The following is a 21,403-nucleotide window of genomic DNA, read 5'->3' as shown; positions in this document are numbered from 1 at the left end:
GGGCCCTGCGGTGATCAGTGGTGCAGGATCTTGCTCAGGAAGACCTGAGCGCGTTCGCTGCGCGGGCTGCCGAAGAAGTCTTCTTTGGTGGCGTCTTCCACGATCGCGCCCTTGTCCATAAAGATGACGCGGTTGGCTACTTTGCGCGCGAAGCCCATTTCGTGCGTGACGCACATCATGGTCATGCCTTCCTGCGCCAGTTCGACCATCACGTCGAGCACTTCGTTAACCATTTCCGGATCAAGCGCCGAGGTCGGTTCGTCAAACAGCATGGCAATCGGGTCCATCGCCAACGCGCGCGCAATGGCCACGCGTTGCTGCTGGCCGCCCGACAGCTGGCCGGGATGCTTGTCGGCATGCGCTTTGAGGCCCACGCGATCCAGCAGACGCAGACCATTGACAGTGGCTTCGTCGCGATTGCGGCCCAGCACCTGCATTTGTGCCAGCGTCAGGTTTTGCGTAATCGACAGATGCGGAAACAGCTCAAAGTTCTGGAACACCATGCCCACGCGGCTACGCAGCTTGGGCAGATTGGTCTTGGGGTCGCCCACCGAGGTGCCGTCGACGATGATGTCGCCCTTCTGGAACGCCTCAAGGCCGTTAACGCATTTGATCAGCGTGGATTTGCCCGAGCCCGACGGGCCGCACACCACCACCACTTCGCCTTTTTTGACTTCAGTGCTGCAGTCGGTCAGCACCTGGAAATCGCCATACCACTTGCTGATGTTTTTGATGGAAATCATACGGTGAACCTCTTCTGCAGGCGCTTGACCATGCGGCTGGCGCCAAAACTGATCACAAAATAAACGGCACCCGCCAGCATGATGTACTGGCCGATTTCGCCAGTGATATTGCCTTTGGAGTACGACGTATTGAAGAAGTCGAGCAGGCCGACTGCATACACCAGCGACGTATCCTGAAACAGGATGATCGACTGCTGCAGCAGCAGCGGCGTCATTTTACGAAACGCCTGCGGCAAGATCACCAGCCGCATCGCTTGCGGATAGGTCATGCCGAGTGCGTAAGCGGCATTGACCTGGCCGCGCGAAATCGACTGGATGCCGGCGCGGATAATCTCGGCGTAATAGGCGGCTTCAAACGCGGTAAACGCCACCAGGCACGACACAAACGCGCCGATGGGGCGATTGGTGCCGGTGACCATGCCAATCACCAGCGGCACGGCAAAGTAGAACCACGAGATCACCATCAGCAACGGAATCGAGCGGAAATACGTGACGTAAAAACCCGCCACCGCCGACATGAACTTGTTGCCGGACAAACGCATCAGCGCCAGCAAGGTGCCGACCACGATGCCGCCGACCACCGCCATCACCAGCAGCTCCAGCGTAACCTTCATGCCTTCCCACAAACCGGGCAGGGCTTGCGACAAATCGGTAAGCGTCATGTTATTTGCCTCCCAGCGCGATCAGGCCAGGTACGCGCAGGCGTTTTTCCACCCAGCGCATAAAGAACATCAGGGCGATGTTGACCACAAAGTAAATCAGCGTGCCCACGGTGTAGGCCTCGAACTGCGCGGCGCTGAAGTCGACCAGTTGTTTGGTCTGGCCCAGCAGTTCGGGCAGGGCCACCAGCGAAGCCACGGACGAGTTCTTGATGATGTTCAAAAATTCGGAGGTGAGCGGCGGAATGATGATCCGGAACGCTTGCGGCACCACGATATGGCGATAAACCTGCACGATATTCAGGCCCAGCGCGTAGCCGGCATTGGCCTGGCCGCGCGGCAGCGCCTGGATACCGGTGCGAACCTGTTCACAGACGCGCGCGGCGGTAAACAGGCCCAGACAGACCATCACAGTAATAAACGCATTGGTGGTCGGCGAGATATCCTGCTTGAGCCAGTTGCCGATGGCATCGGGCAACCAGTCGGGAATGACGTAATACCAGATGAACAACTGCACCAGCAGCGGCACATTACGGAACAGGTCGACATACGCGCCCGCAATGCGCGGCAGCACTTTGCCTGGCAGCGTGCGCATTACGCCCAGCACCGTGCCCAGCACCAGCGCGATGATCCAGCCAGCCAGCGCCAGACCCAGTGTCATGGCCAGCCCGCTGAAAAACCAGTCCAGGTAGATTTCATGACCCACGCCGGTGGATCGGAAAAATACGCCCCAGTCCCAGTGGTAATTCATGGTTGTTTTTCCTCATGCAAAGGGGCCTGCACTGCTGCTCGCGGCAAGGCCGGAACAGAGGGTGCAGGCCCCCGGGACAACCTGAAACCGCAGCTGCCAGGCCAACGCCGGCAGCCGCGGTCAGGGCTATTACATTTGCTCAGCCGACTTGTCGGTCGGGTTGGCAATCAGTTGCTTCAACTCGTCGCTCATCTGGAAGTTCAGGTTCAGATTCTTCGGCGGAATCGGTTGCTGGAACCACTTGGTGAACATCTTGTTGACGTCGCCCGACTTGAAGGTGGCCTTCAGCGCATCGTCGACCACTTTCTTGAAGGCCGGGTCATCCTTGCGCATCGAGCAGCCGTAGATTTCGTACGATTGCGATTTGCCGGTGATGGTCCAGTCGGCCGGGTTCTTGGCCTTGGCCATTTCGCCTGCCAGCAGCGCGTCATCCATCATGAAGGCGACGGCGCGGCCCGATTCCAGCATCAGGAAAGACTCGCCATGGTCTTTGGCGCTGATGATGTTCATGTTCATTTTCTTGTCGGCGTTCATGGCCTTGATCAGGCGCTCGGACGTGGTGCCGGCGGTGGTCACCACGTTTTTACCGGCCAGATCGGAGAAATCCTTGATGCCCGACTTTTTGCTGGTCAGCAGACGCGTACCGATTTCGAAGATACCCACCGAGAAGGCCACTTGCTTCTGGCGCTCCAGGTTGTTGGTGGTGGAACCACATTCGAAGTCGACGGTGCCGTTTTGCACCAGCGGAATACGGGTTTGCGAGGTGACCAGGTTATAGCGCACGTTCAGATTGGGCATGTTCAGCGTCTTTTTGACGTTGTCCACAATCTTGTTGGCCAGATCCATGGAGTAACCGATGGGCTTCTGGGCGTTATCGTAATAGGCGAAAGGAATCGAGGAATCGCGCACGCCGAGGACGATTTCACCACTGTCCTTGACCTTCTTGAGTGTGCCGGTCAGTTCTTCTGCATGGGCAACACCGCAAAACAATGTGGCGATTGCGAGTGCGGCGGGAAGAAGCTTGGTCATCTTGTTCTCCATTATTGCTGTAAGCGAGTTTTAGCGTCAGGACCAGTATAAGCAGGTTTGTGTTTCAAACGCGCTCGGTGAAATCCCTAAAGCCCTGAGTTGTGCGATTGAGCGTCGCAAGTTTCATGCCTTGCCCGGGAGCGCGTAAGTTGCGGATTTCCCTGACAAAATCGGGGCCGGACAGCAATGCCGCCGGCCCTGTGCTGGTGCGCTGCCGCCCCTTATCCGTGCATGGGGGCCAGCACCTGACGCAAGAACTGCTGCGCCCGGTCGCACTGCGGGTTATTAAAGAACTGGGCCGGTGCGGCCTGTTCCAGAATTTCGCCATGATCCAGAAAAACCACGCGGTCTGCTACCTCGCGCGCAAAACCCATTTCGTGCGTCACCACCATCATGGTCATGCCCGATTCGGCCAGGTTCTGCATCACCTTGAGTACTTCGCCGATCATCTCGGGATCAAGCGCGGACGTGGGCTCATCAAACAGCATGACTTTGGGTTGCATGGCCAAGCCGCGGGCGATGGCTACGCGTTGTTGCTGCCCGCCCGAGAGTTGGCTGGGATAGGCATCGCGTTTGTTGGACAGTCCGACACGCTCGAGCAATTCCATGCCGCGCTGGTCGGCATCGGCCTGGCTCATCTTGCGCACCTTGACCGGCGCCAGCGTAATGTTCTGCAGCACCGACAGATGCGGGTACAGATTAAAGTGCTGGAACACAAAGCCGACTTCTTCGCGCAAGCGATTGATATTGGTGCGCGGATGATTGACCTGCACGCCATCTACCCAGATTTCGCCGTCATTAACGGGCTCAAGCTGGTTGATGGTGCGGATCAACGTGGATTTGCCGGAGCCAGACGGCCCGCACACCACCACCACTTCGCCTTGCTTGACCTCAAGGCTGATGTTTTTAAGTACGTGGTGATCGCGGCCATACCACTTGTTGACCTGATTAAAACGGATCATTGCGGAGTTATCTGAGTTCATTGAGCGCCCGATTCTGTGTAGATCGCCACTTGTATGCAAGCCGGGATAACCCGTAAGCAAGTGCCTGATTGCGTTGATTCGGTTACGGTTTTACCACATGCGCTGACTACAGCGGGCGGCGCGTTTCGGCCGCCAGCGCATTGGCCAGTCGCACATATTGCTCAACGGTAATCTGCTCGGGCCGCAAGGTGGGATCCAGCCCCAGCGCGCTGAGCGTTTCATCGGTGACCGTACCTTTGAGGTTATTGCGCAACGTTTTGCGGCGCTGGCCAAACGACTGCTGCACGATCTGTTCCAGCACCGTTATGTCGGTAACCGGATACGGCGGCGTGGGCCACGGCATCATGCGCACCACCGCGCTATCCACCTTGGGCGGCGGGTAGAACGCGCCGGGGGGCACGTTCAGAATGTGTTCGGGCGCAAAACGGACCTGCAGCATGATGCTGAGACGGCCGTAATCGGTGGTGCCGGGCTCGGCCACGATGCGATCAACCACTTCTTTTTGCAGCATGAAGTGCATATCGGAAATGGCATCGCCAAACGAGGCCAGATGAAACAACAGCGGCGTGCTGATGTTGTAAGGCAGATTGCCCGCTAGCCGGATTTTGCTGCCCGGCGCAATTTCGGCCGCCAGCGCGCCGAAGTCAAAACTCAGCGCATCGGCGTTGTGGATCGTGAGCTGCTCGGGCGTAAAGCGCTGTTGCAAATGGGTGACGATATCGCGATCAATCTCGACCACGTGCAAGTGGCCAGCGCGTTGCAGCAGTGGCTCCGTCAGCGCAGCCAGGCCGGGGCCGATTTCGACCACGGGCTCGCCCGGCTTGGGATTGATTGCCGAAACGATGTCGTAAATGACGCTTTGGTCTTGCAGAAAATTCTGCCCGAAGCGCTTGCGGGGAATGTGTCCCATAGTCCTGCCAAAAAAAAGAATGTGTGCATCGGGTGGGACGCGGCGTCCCCGTCTAGACCCACCCATCAAAGCCATTGAGAAGTACGCAGGTACAGGCGATGCTTAGGGCTTTAGCGGCCCTGGTCGCCCTTTGCAGCCGTTATATGTGGTCGAGCACTGACCCGCTACTCGGCGTTGAGAGGTCGGGGACTGCGTCACGCGCACGTTCGCGACCTGCTCTTTGCCTCTGAATGGTGGGTCGAGACCCACCCTATGTGCGGTGGTTTACCGCGCGTTTTTTATGGGCCAGTTCGATCGCCAATTCGGTGGCGGCGATCAGGCTGCCAGCATCGGCTTTGCCCGTGCCAGCTAGATCCAGCGCCGTGCCGTGGTCCACCGAGGTGCGGATAATCGGCAAGCCCAGCGTGACATTGATGCCCTCGCCAAAACTGGCGAACTTGAGCACCGGCAAACCCTGGTCATGGTACATCGCCAGCACCGCATCACCGCGCGCCAGCTGGCGGGGCGTAAACAGCGTATCGGCGGGCAGAGGCCCGATCAGATCCATGCCTTGCGCGCGCAACTTGTCCAGCGTCGGCTCGATGACCTCGATTTCTTCACGGCCCAGATGGCCTGATTCACCCGCATGCGGGTTCAGCCCGGCCACCAGAATGCGCGGTTGGGCAATGCCAAAATGATGTTTGAGATCGTGCTGCAAAATGGTCAGTGTTTCGGTCAGGCTTTCAGCGGTGATGGCGGCCGGAATTTCGCGCAATGGCAAATGCGTGGTAGCCAGCGCCACGCGCAAGCTGGCGCCGGTGAGCATCATGACCACGCGCGAGGTGTTCGTGTGCTCGGCCAGGTATTCGGTGTGGCCGTAAAAGAACTTGCCACCCACGCCTTCGTTAATCACGCTTTTTTGCAGCGGCGCGGTCACCATCGCTTCAAACTCGCCGCGCATGCAGCCCGCAATCGCGGCATCCAGCACATCCAGCACAAACTGCGCATTGGCCGGGTCCAGCTGGCCGGGTACGCTGGGCGCACCCAACGGCACATGCCAGATCGATACCGGCGCGGCGGTTTCAGCCGAATAAGCGGGCCAGTGCGCCTGATTGCGCTGACACAACAAATCCCGATCACCGATCAGGACCAGTTGTGCCGACAAGTTTGCTGCCGCCAGCGCCCCCAACAGTTCCGGGCCGATGCCAGCGGGTTCTCCGCAGGTAATGGCAATGCGCGGCAGCACGATACGACGTCCTTGTGGTTTGATGCTTATTCGTCTTTCAGGCGGATATCAACGTAGGCCTGGTCACGCAACTGACGCGCCCAGCTTTCGAATTGTTCGTCCGATTTGCGTTGCTTGAGTTCGTTGCGCACGGTCACGCGCTGACGATCTTCGGTCACGTCTTGCTGGCGGCGTTCCAGCACTTCCAGCAAATGGAAACCAAACTGCGTTTGCACTACTTCGCTCAGCTGGCCCGGTTGCAGCGCGTTCATCGCTTGTTCGAATTCCGGCACGGTATCGCCCGGGTTCATCCAGCCCAGATCGCCGCCCTTGCTGGCGCTGCCGTCTTCGGAGAACGCGCGCGCCATGTCTTCAAATTTGGCGCCGCGGGTAATGCGATCACGAATCTGTTGCAGCTTGGCCTTGGCTTCGCCCTCGGATACCAGTTCGGTCGGGCGGATCAGGATGTGGCGCACGTGCGTCTGGTCGACCACTTGATGCTGGTCGGCGGCGCGCACTTCCAGCAGCTTGACCAGCTCAAAGCCCGCCGGGCTGCGGATGATATCGGTCAGTTGGCCCGGCTGCAGTTTTTGCAGCAGCGCCACCAGTTGAGGGGGCAAGCTGCCCGCAGCGTACCAACCCAGCGTGCCGCCATCGGTGGCGTCTTTGGCGGTGGAATATTGCGCGGCGGCGGTGCCAAACTCTTTACCGGCGTTGATTTCCTGGCGTGCGGTGACCACCTTGGCGCGGCGCGCGGCCACTTCGTCCGGCGAGGCGTTTTCCGGCACCGACACCTGGATGTGCGCCAGGTGATATTCCACTGACGGCTTGTCGGCGTTGAGCTTCAGGTAATCGGTGACTTCGGCGTCCGTCACATAGGTGCGGTTGTCGATTTCACGCGTGCGGACGCGTTGCAAGGTGATTTCGTTGCGGATTTCGCTGCGAAACTGGCTGTAGGTAATGCCTTGCTTGCCCAGCGCATCGCGGAACTCCGGCACCGACATCTTGTTTTGCTTGGCCAGCGAATTAACCGCTTGCTCCAGCTGCGCGTCGTCCACCTTGATACCGCTATTGGCGGCGTATTGCAGCTGCACGCGTTCATTGATCATGCGCTCCAGCACCTGACGGTTAAGCACTTCGAGCGGCGGTTCGGCAATCTTCTGTTGCTTGAGGTTGCTGCGGGCGGCATTGACGCGCGCAGCCAGTTCGTTAGCGGTGATCACCTCGCGGTTGACCACGGCCACGATACGGTCGACGGTTTCGACCTCGGCGGCATGCAGGGACGGCGCAATCAGGCCAACAGCCAGCGCGGCGATTGCGGCGAAAGAACGAAGCTTCATGACTGTTTCACTTAGTAGGGAAGATGTCGGTATAACCGGGGATTGCCTGGCGCAGTGTACTCACCGGGTTTGTACCCAGTCCACCCAGCGCGCCCAACTGGAGCAGGAAATAATACGTGTTGCTGTTGCCGCCATCGCTGGTGACATAGCGTTGCGCCGCCAGGCGCAAGCCCCAGCAGCCGCCGTTATATTCAAGACCCAGCAGTGTATCGAGTGGTTTCTTGTCTGCGGTCAGCAAAGAGTAATTGACGTGTCCCAGCGCGTACCAGTTCTGGCTGACCGGCCACTGGCCTGATACATCCAGCTGTTCGATCGCCACTGTGCGGTTAAGCACATAACGCACGTTCAGCACTTTTTGCTCGCCCGGCGCCCAGTTCAGGCCCACCGACTGATAACCCGTCGATTTTTGCTGCAGATCGTATTGCAGATCGTAGCTGGCGTTGAGGTTGCGCCACACCTGGCCACCCAGCGATACCAGCAAGTCAGACTTGTTGGTTTCCGGCAGGCTGGTGCTGTCCAGCGAGACTTGCGGGCTGGAAAAATAAAAACGCTGACCCACGGTGGCGCGCAAGCGCTCGATGCCGGTGTCGGTTTCAAACAGGCGCGACGTTAACGCCAGCGTGATTTCGTTGGCATCGTTGATGCGGTCATTACCGGTGTAGCGGTTTTCCGAGAACAACTGCGAGTACGAGAAGTCCGTCTGCGCCGAATCAAAATTGGGCAGGTTGGACTGGTTCTTGTACGGAATATAGAGATAGTAAACGCGCGGTTCGAGCGTCTGGACAAAGCCTTCGTCCTTGATGTTGAGATCGCGCTCAAACACCAGGCCCGAATCCACGCTCATGATCGGCAACACGCGGTTCTGGCTACCCATATCGTCGCCATTGGGCGAGCTTAACTGGTAGTTGGTGGCGTGCACGCCGATCTTGGGCGTGACAAAACCATAAGACGCAATAAATGGCATCGATACGCTGGGATACACCCAGGTGCGGTAGCCATTGGTCTTGGTCTCACTGGTGAAATTGGTAAATTCAGCCGAAAAGTTGGTTTGCACCCCATCAATCAGCTTGGGCGCAGTGCTGAATGTCAGTTGCGGCGACAGCGCATACGGAATGTCGTTGGTATGCGTGGCGTTTTGCAGCGTCTGGTAATGCAACCAGTTGAGCGAACTGCTCCAGCCATCGCCGGCATAAGTCAGGATGCCCTGGCGCGGCAGGTTGGTTTGCGACGCCACGGCGGCGCGGTCACCGAAATCGTTAAAGTAATTGTCGTCCGACACCTTTTCGATATCGAGCGACAGGCTTAGCCGGTCGGCCAGCTTTTGCGCATGCTTGAAATACAAGTCATAGCGCCCTGCATCGGCTTCTTTATCGTCAAGGTAATCGGCGCGGATGGTGCCCGCGTAATTGGGCTGCAGATAACGGAACTCCGCGCCCACCATCAAGCCACGTTTGCCAAAATAGCGCGGGTAAATGGTCGCGTCGTAATTGGGCGCGATATTCCAGTAGAACGGCAGCGTGACATCAATACCGTTACGGTTGTTGATGGCCAGCGCAGGCGACAGGAAACCGGTCTGACGCCCGTCATCCAGCGGAAAATTCATCCACGGCATGTACAGGATCGGCGTGCCTTTAAACTCCAGCCACGCGTTGGTCGCCTCACCTTTATTGATGTTGTAATCAATGTCCAGATGCTGGGCATGGATATACCAGTCGTCCGTCTGCACCGGGCACGTGGTAAAGCGGCCCGAATTGAAGCGGTACTTGTTCTGGCCGTTAAACAACATATCGACGGCGTCACCGCGACCCACGCCACCCGCAAATTGGTATTCCGGGTCTTGCATGGTGCCTTCGGCGCGATCGATAAAATAATCAAGATCGCGACCGGTCATCACCGCGCCGTTCTTTTCCATGCGCACCTTGTCGCCAGCCTTGATGTGCTGGGAAGGGTCGTCATAGTCGGCCCAGTCGGCGTAATACTCTTCATCGCCTTTGACGATGTGTACATCGCCAGTCGCCTTCAGCGTATTGGGCTGGGTGCCCTCCACGTGGTCGGCCGAGAGGTTGACGGGAACGTCCGTAGCCGCCGGCGGCGCCGCATGGGCAAACGCAGACAACAGGGCGAGCGTAAAGACAGAGCAGCGGTAGGGTGGTTTTGCGAACATGCGGCCGGGCGGGGCGTGCTGATAGAATTGGCGGATTCTACCCCAATGCAACGGCAATCATGCAGCAAACCACACACAGCTTCGTATCAGACAGGCCAGACCGTTCCGCCCGCCAGGCGCAAATCATGCAATGGCTGGCCACGGTAACGCCCGCCGCGCCGCAAACGCTGACCGCGGGCGGTTCTGACGCCAGCGTGCGCGTGTACTGGCGCGCGCATTTTGCCAACCACAGCCTGATCGTGATGGACGCCGATCCGCAGCTGTTTGATAGCGCGCCGTTTCTGGATATCCAGCAACGGCTGGCCCAGGCAGGCATCCGCGTGCCGCAGGTATTGGCGCACGACGCCGCGCTGGGACTGACCTTGCTGGAAGACCTGGGCGATGTGTTGCTGGCCAGCGTGCTGACCGATAAAGCCAGTGCGCGCGCCTGGTACAACCGCGCCATCGATTTACTGGTGAAAATCCAGAGCAAGTTGCAGCCCGCCGGCCTGCCCGACTTTGACGCGCATTTTTTGCGACGCGAACTGGAAATCGGCCGCGAGTGGTATCTGGGCAAGCATCTGGGCGTGGAGCTGCAAGGCGCGGCATTGGCCACGTGGGAACGCAGTTGCGCGCTGATCATTGCGCACAGCGTGTCGCAACCGCGCGTGTTTATGCTGCGCGATTACCACTCGCGCAATCTGATGCTCAAAGACGATGAGCTGGCGGTGATTGATTTCCAGGATGCCGTCAACGGCCCGGTCAGCTATGACATCGTCAGCCTGCTGCGCGATGCCTACCTGGCATGGGACGAAACCTTTGTGCTGGATCTGGCCATCCGGTATTGGGAAAAAGCGCGCAAAGCGGGCATTCCGGTGGATGAGGATTTTGGCGAGTTCTACCGCGCGTTTGAATGGCAAGGGCTGCAGCGGCATCTAAAAGTGCTGGGGCTGTTTGCCCGCTTGCATCATCGCGATGGCAAAGACCGCTATCTGGCGGATATTCCTCGGGTGCTGGAATACATTCGCAAGGTGTGCGTGCGTTATGCCGAGCTGACGCCGCTATACCGTGTGTTTATGGATGCGGCGGGCGAGAAGATCGAAACCGGCTACACCTTCTGATCTCCGGCGCAGCAATAAAAAACGCCCCACATGGCTTGAGTAACATGTGGGGCGAAACCGGCTGGACAGCGCGGCGACCTAATACCCGGTGACCGTGGCAGCGCCTGGCGCGGCCAACAGATTGGCCAGCAGGCTGGAGGTGCCAAAGCGGAAGTGGGCGGGCGTGAGCCACGCGCTACCCAAGGCTTCAGTGGCCAGTTGTAAATAGACCTCGGCTTCGGCCTGATTGCGCACGCCGCCTGCGGCTTTAAAGCCGCAATCGCGATTACGTTCAGCAATCACCTGCAACATGATGGCAGCGGCTTCGGGCGTGGCGTTGACCGGCACCTTGCCGGTGGAGGTCTTGATAAAGTTGGCGCCCGCATCGATAGCGATGCAGCTGGCCAGGCGGATCAGATCGGGCGTTTTCAGCTCGCCGCTTTCGATGATCACCTTGAGCGGCTTGTCGCCACAGGCGCGTTTGCAGGCGCTGACCAGATGCGCGCCGACGGCGGTATCGCCCAGTTGCAACGCACGCCACGGAAACACCACATCCACTTCATCCGCGCCCAGCGCGATCGCCGTGGCGGTTTCACGCTCGGCCAGCGCGACATCCGCGCCGCCATAAGGAAAGTTGGTGACGGTGGCAATCTTGACCTGCGCCAGGCCCAGCGCTTCAAGCTGGCGGCGTGCGCCTTGAATAAATTGCGGATAAATACACAGTGCGGCGGGCGCGCCCAGCGGCGTTTGCGCCTGCGCGCACAGGTTGGCGATGCTGGCGGCGGTATCTTCGTCGCGCAGCGAAGTCAGGTCCATCAGCGCAATGATGCGGGCGATGGCCAGAGAGTCGGGGTTGTACATGGTGATGTGATCCGTCATGTTGCAAGAAGAGGGCGGTGTGGCGCGCTTACAGCGGCGCAGTCCAGTTGCAGGCGCCATGCGCAAAAAAGCCGCGAATCAGCCGCATGAAGTCTTCCGCGGCCAGTGCGGCACAACGCAGCGTTTGTTCGTGCGACAACGGCGTATCGGACAGGCCTTCGGCGTAGTTGGTCATGGCGGATACGGCCAGCACTTTCAGCCCGCAATGCCGCGCGGCCAGTACTTCCGGCACGATCGACATGCCCACCACGTCGCAGCCCAGCGTTTGCATCATGCGGATTTCGGCCGGTGTTTCGAAATTGGGGCCGGTATAAGCCGCGAATACGCCTTTGGCCAGTTTGATGCCCAGTTGGTCCGCCACGGTATTCAGTTGCTGGCGCAGATCGGCGTCATAGGCATTGGCCAGGCTGAAAAAGCGTGGGCCGAAGCGATCGTCATTCGGGCCCACCAAGGGCGATTCGGGCATGAAGTTGATGTGGTCGGTTAGCGCCACCAGCCGGCCCGGCGCCACCTCTTTGCGCAGCGAACCCGCGGCGTTGGTGGCCACCAGCAATTCGCAGCCCAGCAATTTGAAGGTACGTACAGCCGACGCCATGACCTGCATGCCGCGGCCTTCGTAAAAATGGCCACGGCCTTTCATACACAACACCGGCACGCCTTCCAGATAGCCCGCCACCAGTTGCCCGGCATGGCCGACCACACCGCTGACCGGAAAGCCCGGCAGATCGGAATAATCAATGGCGATGGCGTCAGTCATGCTGTCAGCCAACGCGCCCAGGCCCGAGCCCAGGATCAGCGCGGCGCGCGGCACAAAGCCAGGCACGCGCTGGCGGATGATATCGGCGGCGGTAAAGGCGGTGTATTCAGCAACGGCGGGGTTTTTCGACATGATGTGCATCCTGCAAAACATAAAAAGATGGCCGCCATCGTGGGCCGGATAAATAGTCAGGTCCAATACAATTACCAGCCTGATTGATAACGATCGGCGTATAAATGAGGGCTGCTTTTTATTGGACATGGCCATGAAAACCAGTCGCAGCCACAGCCTTAGCCTTGATCGCATCAATTTCCGGCTATTGCATTATTTTCGTGTGGTGGCCGAAGAACTCAGCTTTAGCCGTGCCGCCTTACGTCTGAACATGTCGCAGCCGCCGCTCAGCCTGCATGTCAAAGAGCTGGAGGGCGTGCTGGATACCCAGTTGTTTGTGCGCACCACGCGCTCGGTGGAACTCACGCCCGCCGGGCGCGCCTTGCTGCGCGAAGTCAACAAACTGATGGAGATGACCAGCCATTCCTTGCAACAGGTGCGCCAGTTGGGGCGCGGCAAGGCCGGGCATATGGTGATCGGTGCGGTGGGCACGGCGATGTGGGGCGCATTGCTACCCGCCTTGCAGCAGTTTGGGGAGCAGGTGCCCGACGCCACGTGGTCGCTGAGCGAGCTGTCGCCCTCGCAGCAGATCGACGCCCTGCAACATCACCGTATTGATCTGGGCGTATGGCGCGAAGCGCATGGCAATCTGCCGCCAGGTATGGCCAGCCAGTTGCTGGGCCGCGAACGCATCGTGCTGGCTGTGTCCGCCACGCATCGGTTGGCGGGCGGCGAAGCGGTCGCGCTCGAAACGCTGTTGACCGAAGGCTTTGTATTGCTGCCACCGCAAGCGGGTAATCTGGGCGCTTATCTGGACTACGCCTGTCGCCAGGCCGGCTTTACACCGCAAATCACCCACCAGGTGAGCGAACCACAAACCGCGCTGGCGTTGGTGGCGGGCGGCTTTGGCATTACCCTGCTGCCCGAATGCTGTGCGCGCATTACCTGGCCGGGCGTCAGTTTTGTGGAGCTGCAAACCCCGTTGTCGGCCGATTTGTACGCGGTGTACCAACCGCATGTGGCCACGCCGGTGGTCGAGGCATTTCTGGCCAGCCTGACACCCTGACGCCCGCCGGCGCGCCGCTCACACCGCCATTTTGCCCGCCGCCCGCCGGGCGCAATCGGTTCCGCTCAGCGCCGCGCGCCCACATCACTTAGAATTGCGGCCTGCCCCCAAGAACAGCACCCAGATACCCACGCCATGAAAGCCATGATTCTGGCGGCGGGACGCGGCGAGCGTCTTCGCCCCTACACCGATACCTGTCCCAAACCGTTGCTGGATGTCGGCGGCAAGCCGTTGATTGTCTGGCATATCGAACGCCTGGCTGCCGCGGGCGTGCGCGATATCGTCATCAACCACGCCTGGCTGGGCGAGCAATATGCCGTGCGGCTGGGCAATGGCGCGGAGTGGGGCGTGCGTTTGCAATATTCGGCCGAGCCGCGCGCGCTGGAAACTGCGGGCGGCATCGCCCAAGCCTTGCCCTTGCTGGGCAGTAGCCCGTTTCTGCTGTTGTCGGGCGATGTGTATACCCAGTTTGATTACGCGCATCTGGTGCGCGAAGCGGTGCAATTTGTGACCACGCCGCAGCGGCTGGCGCATCTGGTGATGGTGCCCAATCCGCCGTATCACCCCAACGGCGACTTTGCGCTGGATGCAACCACCGGCTTGATTGCGCCTGATTCCGCTGCACCCAGACTCTGCTATGGCAGCATCGGCATTTGCCACCCGCGCATCGTGGCGGGCATTGCACCCGGCACCGAAGCCAGACTGGGCCCCTTATTAATAGAGGCGGCGCGCGCCGGTCGCGTCAGTGGCGAACGCTTTGACGGGCCTTGGGTCAACGTCGGTACCCCCGATGATCTGGCCCAGGCCGATGCGCTGGCGCGTGCCCCACGGCAATAACGCGCCGCGGCACCCAACCTTTGCGACAGGCAACAAAACCGGGCGTTTGAAGGCCTGGCCCGCAGTGCTAAAGCGATTCAGCGCGTGCCATCCCACGTAAAACGCACCAAAACGCGGCAAATGACGCCCCTCACGCCCGTTTATTTGAAATTAGTTAGGCAACCTGTCCCGTACGGGTTGTCCGCAAGGGGCTGACTCGGGGATAATGCCCGTCGACTGTCTGGATGCGGCAACGCCGCATCGTCTCCTTTTCCCCCTGATTCGAGAGGATTATTTATGGCAACGCGTGCCGATCTCGCCAATGCTATCCGCGCCCTGGCGATGGATTCTGTTCAGAAAGCCAACTCCGGCCACCCCGGCATGCCGATGGGTATGGCCGAAATTGCGGTGGCATTGTGGGGCGAAGGCAACCACCGCCACAATCCGCTGAACCCGAACTGGGTTAACCGCGACCGTTTCATTCTGTCGAACGGTCACGGCTCAATGCTGCAATACGCTCTGCTGCATCTCACCGGCTACAACCTGCCGATCGATCAGCTCAAGCAATTCCGCCAACTGCACAGCCAGACTCCGGGCCACCCGGAATACGGTTACACCGAAGGCATCGAAACCACCACCGGCCCGCTGGGTCAGGGTATCGCCAACGGCGTGGGTTTCGCGCTGGCTGAAAAACTGATGGCGCGTGAATTCAACCGCCCTGATTTCTCCATCGTTGACCATCACACCTACGTGTTCATGGGCGACGGTTGCATGATGGAAGGCGTCAGCCACGAAGCGTGTGCGCTGGCCGCCACCTGGGGCCTGAACAAACTGATCGCGTTCTGGGATGACAACAACATCTCCATCGACGGTCACACCGACAAGTGGTTCTCCGAAGACATCCCGGGCCGCTTTGAAGCCTACGGCTGGAAGGTCATTCGCCCGATTGATGGCCACAATGTCGACGCCGTACTGGCCGCCATTGCTGAAGCCAAGGCTGAAACCCAACGCCCGACGCTGATCTGCTGCAAGACCATCATCGGCAAGGGTTCGCCCAACAAAGCCAACAGCCACGACAGCCACGGCTCCGCACTGGGCGACGCTGAAATCGCCGCTACCCGCGCTGCCATCGGCTGGAACCACCCGCCGTTCGAAATCCCGGCCGATGTGTACGCCGGTTGGGACAAGAAAGAAGCGGGCGCCAAGTGGGAAGCCGACTGGAACAAGCTGTACGAAGGCTACGCCGCCAAGTTCCCGGAACTGGCTGCAGAATTCGAACGCCGCAACAGCCGCACCCTGCCGAGCAACTGGGAACACGTGGTGAAGGCTGCGATTGCCGAAGCCAACGAAAAAGCGGAAACCATCGCCACCCGTAAAGCTTCGCAGAATGCGCTGAACGCCTATGCGCCGGCCCTGCCGGAATTCCTGGGCGGCTCCGCCGACTTGACCAGCTCCAACCTGACCAACGTCAAGACCAGCGTTACGCTGACCCGCGAAGAAGACAACAGCCTGTCGGGCAACTACATCAGCTACGGCGTGCGCGAGTTCGGCATGGCCGCCATCATGAACGGTATTCTGCTGCACGGCGGTCTGCGTCCGTACGGCGCTACCTTCCTGATGTTCAGCGAATACGCACGCAATGCGCTGCGTATGGCTGCGCTGATGAAGATTCCGCAACTGTTCGTGTTTACGCATGATTCGATCGGCGTAGGCGAAGACGGCCCGACCCACCAACCGGTGGAACAGACCGCAACGCTGCGCTACATCCCCAACATGAACGTATGGCGTCCGGCCGACACCGTCGAAAGCATGGTGGCCTGGGCTCACGCAATCGAACAGAAAGAAACCCCGTCGACCCTGATCTTCACGCGTCAGAACCTGCAGTTCCAGTCGCGCAGCGAAGCCCAGATCGCCAACATCTACCGCGGCGGCTACATCCTGCGTGATGCCAACGATCCGAAGGTGGTGATTATCGCCACCGGTTCCGAGCTGGATCTGGCGGTTAAAGCCTACGACACGCTGACCAGCGAAGGCATTGCTGCTCGCGTGGTGTCGATGCCGTCGACCAACGTGTTCGACAAGCAAACCGACGCGTACAAGCTCAGCGTGCTGCCGGCGGGTGTGCCGCGTCTGGCCATCGAAGTGGGCATCACCGACTTCTGGCGCAAGTACGTGGGCCTGGAAGGCGACGTGCTGGGTCTGGACCGCTTCGGCGAATCCGCTCCGGCACCGCAACTGTTCAAGCTGTTTGGCTTTACCCCGGAAAACGTGGTGGCCAAGGCCAAGGCGCTGATCAAGTAATTGTTGATTGTGCGGTTGTGAAAAAGGCGCCTGCGGGCGCCTTTTTTATTGAGCGCCCCGGCGCGCGGGTCGGGACGGGTTTGAGTTAGAACAAGCGCAAGCCTGCCCGATCAAGACGCGTGCCATCGCCACCTGCTAAAATCCGCGTCTCTTGTATCAGAATATTCGTAGGCCGCTTATTCATGCTCACGCTTTCCATTAATGGCCAACCGCGCCAGTTTGTCGCGCCACTGACGGTGGCCGACCTGGTGCAACAGCTTGATTTACTGGGCAAACGCGTCGCCATCGAACGCAACGGCGATATCGTGCCGCGCAGCACCTTTGCCGCCACCGCGCTGGCCGAGGGCGACCAGCTCGAAATCGTGGTGGCCGTCGGCGGCGGTTAAACCCGCGCGCAGGCCACAGCGCACCATCCTTCTTTTTTCAGCTTCATTGGGGTTGCATCATGTCCGATGTGTTTACGATTGCCGGTCAGTCCTTTTCGTCGCGTTTGCTGGTGGGTACCGGCAAATACAAAGACTTTGCCCAAACGCGCGAGGCCATCGAGGCCAGCGGCGCGGACATCGTTACGGTGGCCATCCGCCGCGTCAACATCGGCCAGAACCCCAACGAGCCGTCCTTGCTGGATGCCGTGCCGCCGTCACGCTTTACCTATCTGCCCAACACCGCGGGCTGCTACAGCGCCGATGACGCGGTGCGCACCTTGCGCCTGGCGCGTGAGCTGCTGGATGGCCACAAGCTGGTCAAGCTTGAAGTGCTGGGCGATTCCACCACGCTATACCCCAATGTGCGCGAAACGTTGAAAGCGGCCGAAACGCTGGTCAAGGATGGCTTTGACGTGATGGTGTATACCTCGGATGACCCGATCATCGCCAAAGAACTGGAACAGATTGGTTGCGTGGCGGTGATGCCGCTGGCGTCGCTGATCGGCTCGGGCATGGGCATTCTCAATCCGTGGAATCTGCGCCTGATTATTGAAAACGCCAAAGTGCCGGTACTGGTGGATGCGGGCGTCGGCACCGCCAGCGATGCGGCCATCGCCATGGAACTGGGCTGCGACGGCATTCTGATGAATACCGCCATCGCTGCCGCTAAAGACCCGGTACGCATGGCGCGTGCCATGAAACTGGCAGTGGAAGCGGGCCGTGAATCGTTCCTGGCCGGCCGTATGCCGCGCAAGTTGTATAGTGCGGATCCGTCCAGTCCGGTCAGTGGTCTGATCGGCGCAAAATAAAAACCGCCGTTGTGCTTTGTAAACCGGCCACCGTTCGCGGTGGCTTTTGAGATTTGGCTTTCGAGATCTTTATGGATAATCCGCATTACATGCGCCGCATCCGCAGCTTTGTGCTGCGCCAGGGCCATCTTTCCACCGGCCAGGAACGCGCGCTGACTGAATTCGGCCCGCAGTTTGTGATTCCGTACGCGCCACAAACGCTGGACCTGGACGCCGCCTTTGGCCGCGCCGCCCCGCGTATTCTGGAAATCGGCTTTGGCATGGGCCAGGCCACCGCCGAAATCGCCGCCGGTGCGCCCGACACTGACTTTATCGGCTGCGAAGTGCATACGCCGGGCGTGGGCAGCTTGCTCAAGCTGGTGGGCGAGATGAATCTCGACAACATCCGCATCGTGCAGCACGACGTGGTGGACGTGCTCGAACACATGATCCAGCCCGGCGCGCTGGATGGCGCGCATGTGTTTTTCCCGGATCCGTGGCATAAAAAGCGTCATAACAAACGCCGTCTGATCCAGCCCGCGTTTGTTAAATTGCTGGTCAGTCGCATCAAGCAGGGCGGTTATCTGCATCTGGCCACCGACTGGGAGGACTATGCCATCCAGATGCTGGAAGTCCTCAGCGCCGAACCCGCACTGCAAAACACCGCCACCGACTATGCCGAGCGCCCCGACTACCGTCCGCTGACCAAATTCGAGCAGCGCGGCATACGCCTGGGCCATGGCGTTTGGGATCTGGTATTCAAGGTTCGCTGATTGCGGCCGATAAGTTGCGCAGGGGCGGCTTGTTTGTATCCTTGTTGTATCCGGTACCAACCGCCGCCCACCCCTTACTGTGCGGAGTCGCCCGATGAACCATCCCAGCATCCCCAGCCGTAGTTTGTTGCTTGCCGCGTCGCTGTTTGGCGTGCTGAGCTTGTCCGCGTGTTCGCATTTGCGCGGCAACGCCAGCAGCCCGGCGCCTTCTGCCACGGCCGCCGCCGACGAACATCCCGCCCCGCTTAATGTGGACAGCAGCAATATGCAGCCGCCCGCCGTGGTGCTGCCGTCGCGTGTCAGCGCGGTGGGTTATGGCGCGCTGCCGATGATCGACGGGCTGACCAATACGCAACGCCGTTTGCTGGCGATGCGCGCCTCCAAGCTGGATGCCTATCGCTCGCTGGCGGAGACCGTGCAGGGCATCAAGCTGACCGGTCAGAGTTCGGTGTCGGCGCTGGCGCTGACCAATGACAGCTTCCGCGCCTATGTCGAAGCCTGGCTGCGCGGCGCACGCGTGGTGTCGGTAACGCCATTGCCCGAGGGCGGCTACGAAACCGTGCTGGAGTTGCAACTGGGCAGTGATTTCTATAAAGATGCTGCACAGGCGGAGCAAGGCCAGGCATTGGCCGCGCCCGCATTGCATGTGCAGCCGGCGATGCCCGAATCCGTGCCGGCCCCGACTAATGCTTCCGCAGTGTCCAGCGTGACCGGGGATACCCGTTTTGCCGCGAACAATTTCTATCTATCGCAATAAGCCTTTAGGTCTGATCGCCGCCGCCATGGGCTTGTGCCTGCTGGTTGGGGCGCAGGCCGCCACCCCCACGCCGCGACCCAGCGCCGCCGCCGTGGCGCTGCCGCGCGTAACCGGCGTGGCCCCGATCGGCAGTGAAGGCGAGGCCGCCGCCCGGGCCGCCGCCTTGCGGGATGCCGAAGAAAATATCGCCCTGATGCGCGGCGCACGCATTACGGGCAACAGCCAAAGCAACAAGAAGGGCTGGTTTAGCGATAACCAACGCGTGCGCGCGGACAGCAATGCACCGGTGCAATACACGGTATTACGCGAGTGGAAATCCAACGGCCTGTACCACGTTGACGTACAACCGCTTGCGCCCGCAGCAGCCAGTAACGACCCCGGCGGCGCGCCAGCCGATGATGAGCGCGACGTCAATGCCAATGGCCTGCCGCTGCCGCGCGGCAATCCCGTTAAAACCGATTCCAGCTTGCCACCCGGCGCCGCGTCGGCCGTCGCCAGCAGCCTGGCCAGTCCGCAAGGCGCACCGCGCTGCCCGGCTAATCCGTATCGCCGCAAGATGCTGGTAACGCCGTTCTGGTTGCGCCAACCGGCGCAGGCTGTCGATATGAAGCAACTGAGCGGGGGCATCCAGCAGTTGTTCATGCAAAAGCTGGCTGCCGCCAACTGGCTACCCAGCGCATCGCAAGTTGACGTCCCTTTTGATCTGGACCCGCGCTACGCCACCCCGATCCAGCTGCCCGATCAGGTGCGCTTGCTGGGCCGCCGCTTTGGTACCCAGTTTGTGCTGGGTGGCATCGTGCAAGACGTGTCGACCGAGGGCGAGGTGTATCGCTTTACCTGGGGGCAGGACACGCGGCCGGGCGAGCGTAAATTGTCGGCGGAATTTCCGTTGGCGGAATTTGCCGCCGCGGGCGTCAAAGCCACGCCCAAATCGCGCCATGCCGATCTGGAAATGTATTTGTTTGATGCGGTGTCCGGCGTTTTGATTGCGCAACATCGCGCCAGCGTGGTGGTCACCGGCGATATTCTGGGCCGCAATAACAATACCGCAGTGGCCACCGCCTCGATGGGTACCGACTTTGGCAAAGCGCTGGATACGCTCACTGGTCAGCTGGTAGCGGCCGCGAATGAGGACGCGGCTTGCGTGCCGTTCTCGGCTCGGGTTACCAATGTCGAAAATGGTGTGGCCTATATCGACGCGGGTGCGATTTCGGGGCTGGAGCCAGGCGACAAGCTGCAATTGTTCAAGCTGAAGCCGGGCTCCCGCGTGATCAGCACGCCGGGTGGCAATCCGGGCATGGGCTTGGGTTTGCCTGAAGATGCCAGTGGCACCGTCACCATTACCCAGGTGCAGCCGCAATTTGCGGCGGCCGTGGTGGAAGGTGGCAAGGTTGAGGCCGGGGATTTTGTCCGCTATGCCAGCGGCAGCAGCGGGCAAGGGCGCAAACGCGGGGGGCAATAATGCGTAAACGGATCAGCAGGATGGTGGTGGCCAGCGGCATGGCCGCGGTGTGCGCCAGCGCGTTCGCAGCGCAAAAGGCGTATGTGTGGCCCGATTATTCCGTGCATCGCACCGCCTATCCCGGCGATCTGGACCGGCGCGCGATTGGCAGCAGCCGTATGCATAGCGATTCGCCGAACCGGCGCTTTGTGACCGCGAAGGCGGGTACGAAAGCGGGCAAGAAAGTGGCAGCGAGCGCGCCCGCGCTGGCCATAGCTTCGGCGCCCGCCGCAGCAGAGTCAGCCAGACCGGCAGTGGTGGCGCAAGCCGCACCGCGCTCCGCCTTGCCTGAGCTACCGCCGCCACAAGTATTGACCGCCGAGCAACGCTGGCAGTTGTACACCTACCCGTAACGCCCCCGCCTAGA

21 protein-coding genes are annotated in these 21,403 nt (G+C 60.2%); 10 read left to right on the top strand and 11 right to left on the bottom strand.

The features are described 5' to 3' along the window. Nucleotides 1–14: 14 nt before the first annotated feature. The 9 genes from WG78_RS16145 to WG78_RS16105 form a co-directional block, all read right to left on the bottom strand. Nucleotides 15–743 (bottom strand): amino acid ABC transporter ATP-binding protein, encoded by a 729-nt coding sequence (locus WG78_RS16145; RefSeq protein WP_053938866.1) that lies wholly within the window; start codon nucleotides 741–743, stop codon nucleotides 15–17. Continuing rightward, the gene (locus WG78_RS16140; protein WP_053938865.1) at nucleotides 740–1,405 is read right to left on the bottom strand and encodes an amino acid ABC transporter permease; all 666 of its coding nucleotides are present in this window, start codon (nucleotides 1,403–1,405) and stop codon (nucleotides 740–742) included. The genes WG78_RS16145 and WG78_RS16140 overlap by 4 nt, the downstream gene beginning before the upstream one ends. Before the next feature lies 1 nt (nucleotide 1,406). Then, nucleotides 1,407–2,153, bottom strand: coding sequence for an amino acid ABC transporter permease (locus WG78_RS16135; protein WP_053938864.1), 747 nt, complete (start codon nucleotides 2,151–2,153; stop codon nucleotides 1,407–1,409). Between the two features lie 129 nt (nucleotides 2,154–2,282). Then, the gene (locus tag WG78_RS16130; RefSeq protein ID WP_053938875.1) at nucleotides 2,283–3,182 is read right to left on the bottom strand and encodes a glutamate/aspartate ABC transporter substrate-binding protein; all 900 of its coding nucleotides are present in this window, start codon (nucleotides 3,180–3,182) and stop codon (nucleotides 2,283–2,285) included. 221 nt (nucleotides 3,183–3,403) lie between these two features. After that, a complete protein-coding gene (locus WG78_RS16125) occupies nucleotides 3,404–4,165 on the bottom strand; it encodes an amino acid ABC transporter ATP-binding protein (protein ID WP_373278989.1) in 762 nt (253 codons plus the stop codon). Nucleotides 4,166–4,271: 106 nt separating this feature from the next. Continuing rightward, complete coding sequence (gene rsmA, locus WG78_RS16120; protein WP_053938862.1) at nucleotides 4,272–5,075, bottom strand: 16S rRNA (adenine(1518)-N(6)/adenine(1519)-N(6))-dimethyltransferase RsmA; 804 nt, start codon at nucleotides 5,073–5,075, stop codon at nucleotides 4,272–4,274. Between the two features lie 250 nt (nucleotides 5,076–5,325). Next, nucleotides 5,326–6,300, bottom strand: a complete 975-nt coding sequence (pdxA, locus tag WG78_RS16115; protein WP_201782463.1) for a 4-hydroxythreonine-4-phosphate dehydrogenase PdxA — start codon at nucleotides 6,298–6,300, stop codon at nucleotides 5,326–5,328. 26 nt (nucleotides 6,301–6,326) lie between these two features. Next, a complete protein-coding gene (locus tag WG78_RS16110; protein WP_053938860.1) occupies nucleotides 6,327–7,619 on the bottom strand; it encodes a peptidylprolyl isomerase in 1,293 nt (430 codons plus the stop codon). A gap of 7 nt (nucleotides 7,620–7,626) precedes the next feature. Further along, on the bottom strand, nucleotides 7,627–9,666 hold the full coding sequence (locus WG78_RS16105) for an LPS-assembly protein LptD (protein ID WP_161805135.1): 2,040 nt from the start codon (nucleotides 9,664–9,666) through the stop codon (nucleotides 7,627–7,629). 242 nt (nucleotides 9,667–9,908) lie between these two features. Here WG78_RS16105 and WG78_RS16100 point away from each other — a divergent pair, with 242 nt between their 5' ends. Next, nucleotides 9,909–10,883, top strand: a complete 975-nt coding sequence (locus WG78_RS16100) for an aminoglycoside phosphotransferase family protein (protein WP_201782462.1) — start codon at nucleotides 9,909–9,911, stop codon at nucleotides 10,881–10,883. Between the two features lie 78 nt (nucleotides 10,884–10,961). Here the strand turns inward: WG78_RS16100 and deoC are convergent, their stop codons facing one another. Further along, nucleotides 10,962–11,723, bottom strand: a complete 762-nt coding sequence (gene deoC / locus WG78_RS16095) for a deoxyribose-phosphate aldolase (protein ID WP_152969247.1) — start codon at nucleotides 11,721–11,723, stop codon at nucleotides 10,962–10,964. A 46-nt stretch (nucleotides 11,724–11,769) separates the two neighbouring features. Further along, entirely contained in the window at nucleotides 11,770–12,630 is an 861-nt protein-coding gene (gene xapA / locus WG78_RS16090) for a xanthosine phosphorylase (protein WP_053938874.1), read from the bottom strand. 133 nt (nucleotides 12,631–12,763) lie between these two features. On the opposite strand from xapA, the gene WG78_RS16085 reads away from it, so the two are divergent. From WG78_RS16085 to WG78_RS16045, 9 genes are all read left to right on the top strand, one after another. Then, nucleotides 12,764–13,675, top strand: coding sequence for a LysR family transcriptional regulator (locus tag WG78_RS16085; RefSeq protein ID WP_053938873.1), 912 nt, complete (start codon nucleotides 12,764–12,766; stop codon nucleotides 13,673–13,675). 135 nt (nucleotides 13,676–13,810) lie between these two features. Further along, a complete protein-coding gene (gene murU / locus WG78_RS16080) occupies nucleotides 13,811–14,512 on the top strand; it encodes an N-acetylmuramate alpha-1-phosphate uridylyltransferase MurU (RefSeq protein ID WP_053938856.1) in 702 nt (233 codons plus the stop codon). A gap of 276 nt (nucleotides 14,513–14,788) precedes the next feature. Further along, entirely contained in the window at nucleotides 14,789–16,792 is a 2,004-nt protein-coding gene (tkt, locus tag WG78_RS16075) for a transketolase (protein WP_053938855.1), read from the top strand. Nucleotides 16,793–16,974: 182 nt separating this feature from the next. Next, a complete protein-coding gene (thiS, locus tag WG78_RS16070; RefSeq protein ID WP_053938854.1) occupies nucleotides 16,975–17,178 on the top strand; it encodes a sulfur carrier protein ThiS in 204 nt (67 codons plus the stop codon). Nucleotides 17,179–17,237: 59 nt separating this feature from the next. Then, nucleotides 17,238–18,026 (top strand): thiazole synthase, encoded by a 789-nt coding sequence (locus WG78_RS16065; RefSeq protein ID WP_053938853.1) that lies wholly within the window; start codon nucleotides 17,238–17,240, stop codon nucleotides 18,024–18,026. A 71-nt stretch (nucleotides 18,027–18,097) separates the two neighbouring features. Further along, on the top strand, nucleotides 18,098–18,778 hold the full coding sequence (gene trmB / locus WG78_RS16060) for a tRNA (guanosine(46)-N7)-methyltransferase TrmB (RefSeq protein WP_083459230.1): 681 nt from the start codon (nucleotides 18,098–18,100) through the stop codon (nucleotides 18,776–18,778). Between the two features lie 94 nt (nucleotides 18,779–18,872). Next, nucleotides 18,873–19,535, top strand: a complete 663-nt coding sequence (locus WG78_RS16055) for an LPP20 family lipoprotein (protein WP_053938851.1) — start codon at nucleotides 18,873–18,875, stop codon at nucleotides 19,533–19,535. Next, entirely contained in the window at nucleotides 19,504–20,997 is a 1,494-nt protein-coding gene (locus WG78_RS16050; RefSeq protein ID WP_152969246.1) for a flagellar assembly protein T N-terminal domain-containing protein, read from the top strand. Before WG78_RS16055 ends, WG78_RS16050 begins: the two co-directional genes overlap by 32 nt. After that, complete coding sequence (locus WG78_RS16045; RefSeq protein ID WP_152969245.1) at nucleotides 20,997–21,389, top strand: hypothetical protein; 393 nt, start codon at nucleotides 20,997–20,999, stop codon at nucleotides 21,387–21,389. The genes WG78_RS16050 and WG78_RS16045 overlap by 1 nt, the downstream gene beginning before the upstream one ends. Nucleotides 21,390–21,403 lie beyond the last annotated feature (14 nt).

The organism is Amantichitinum ursilacus, assembly GCF_001294205.1.
GTDB lineage: Bacteria > Pseudomonadota > Gammaproteobacteria > Burkholderiales > Chitinibacteraceae > Amantichitinum > Amantichitinum ursilacus.
This window is presented reverse-complemented; position numbering and strand designations above follow the sequence as displayed.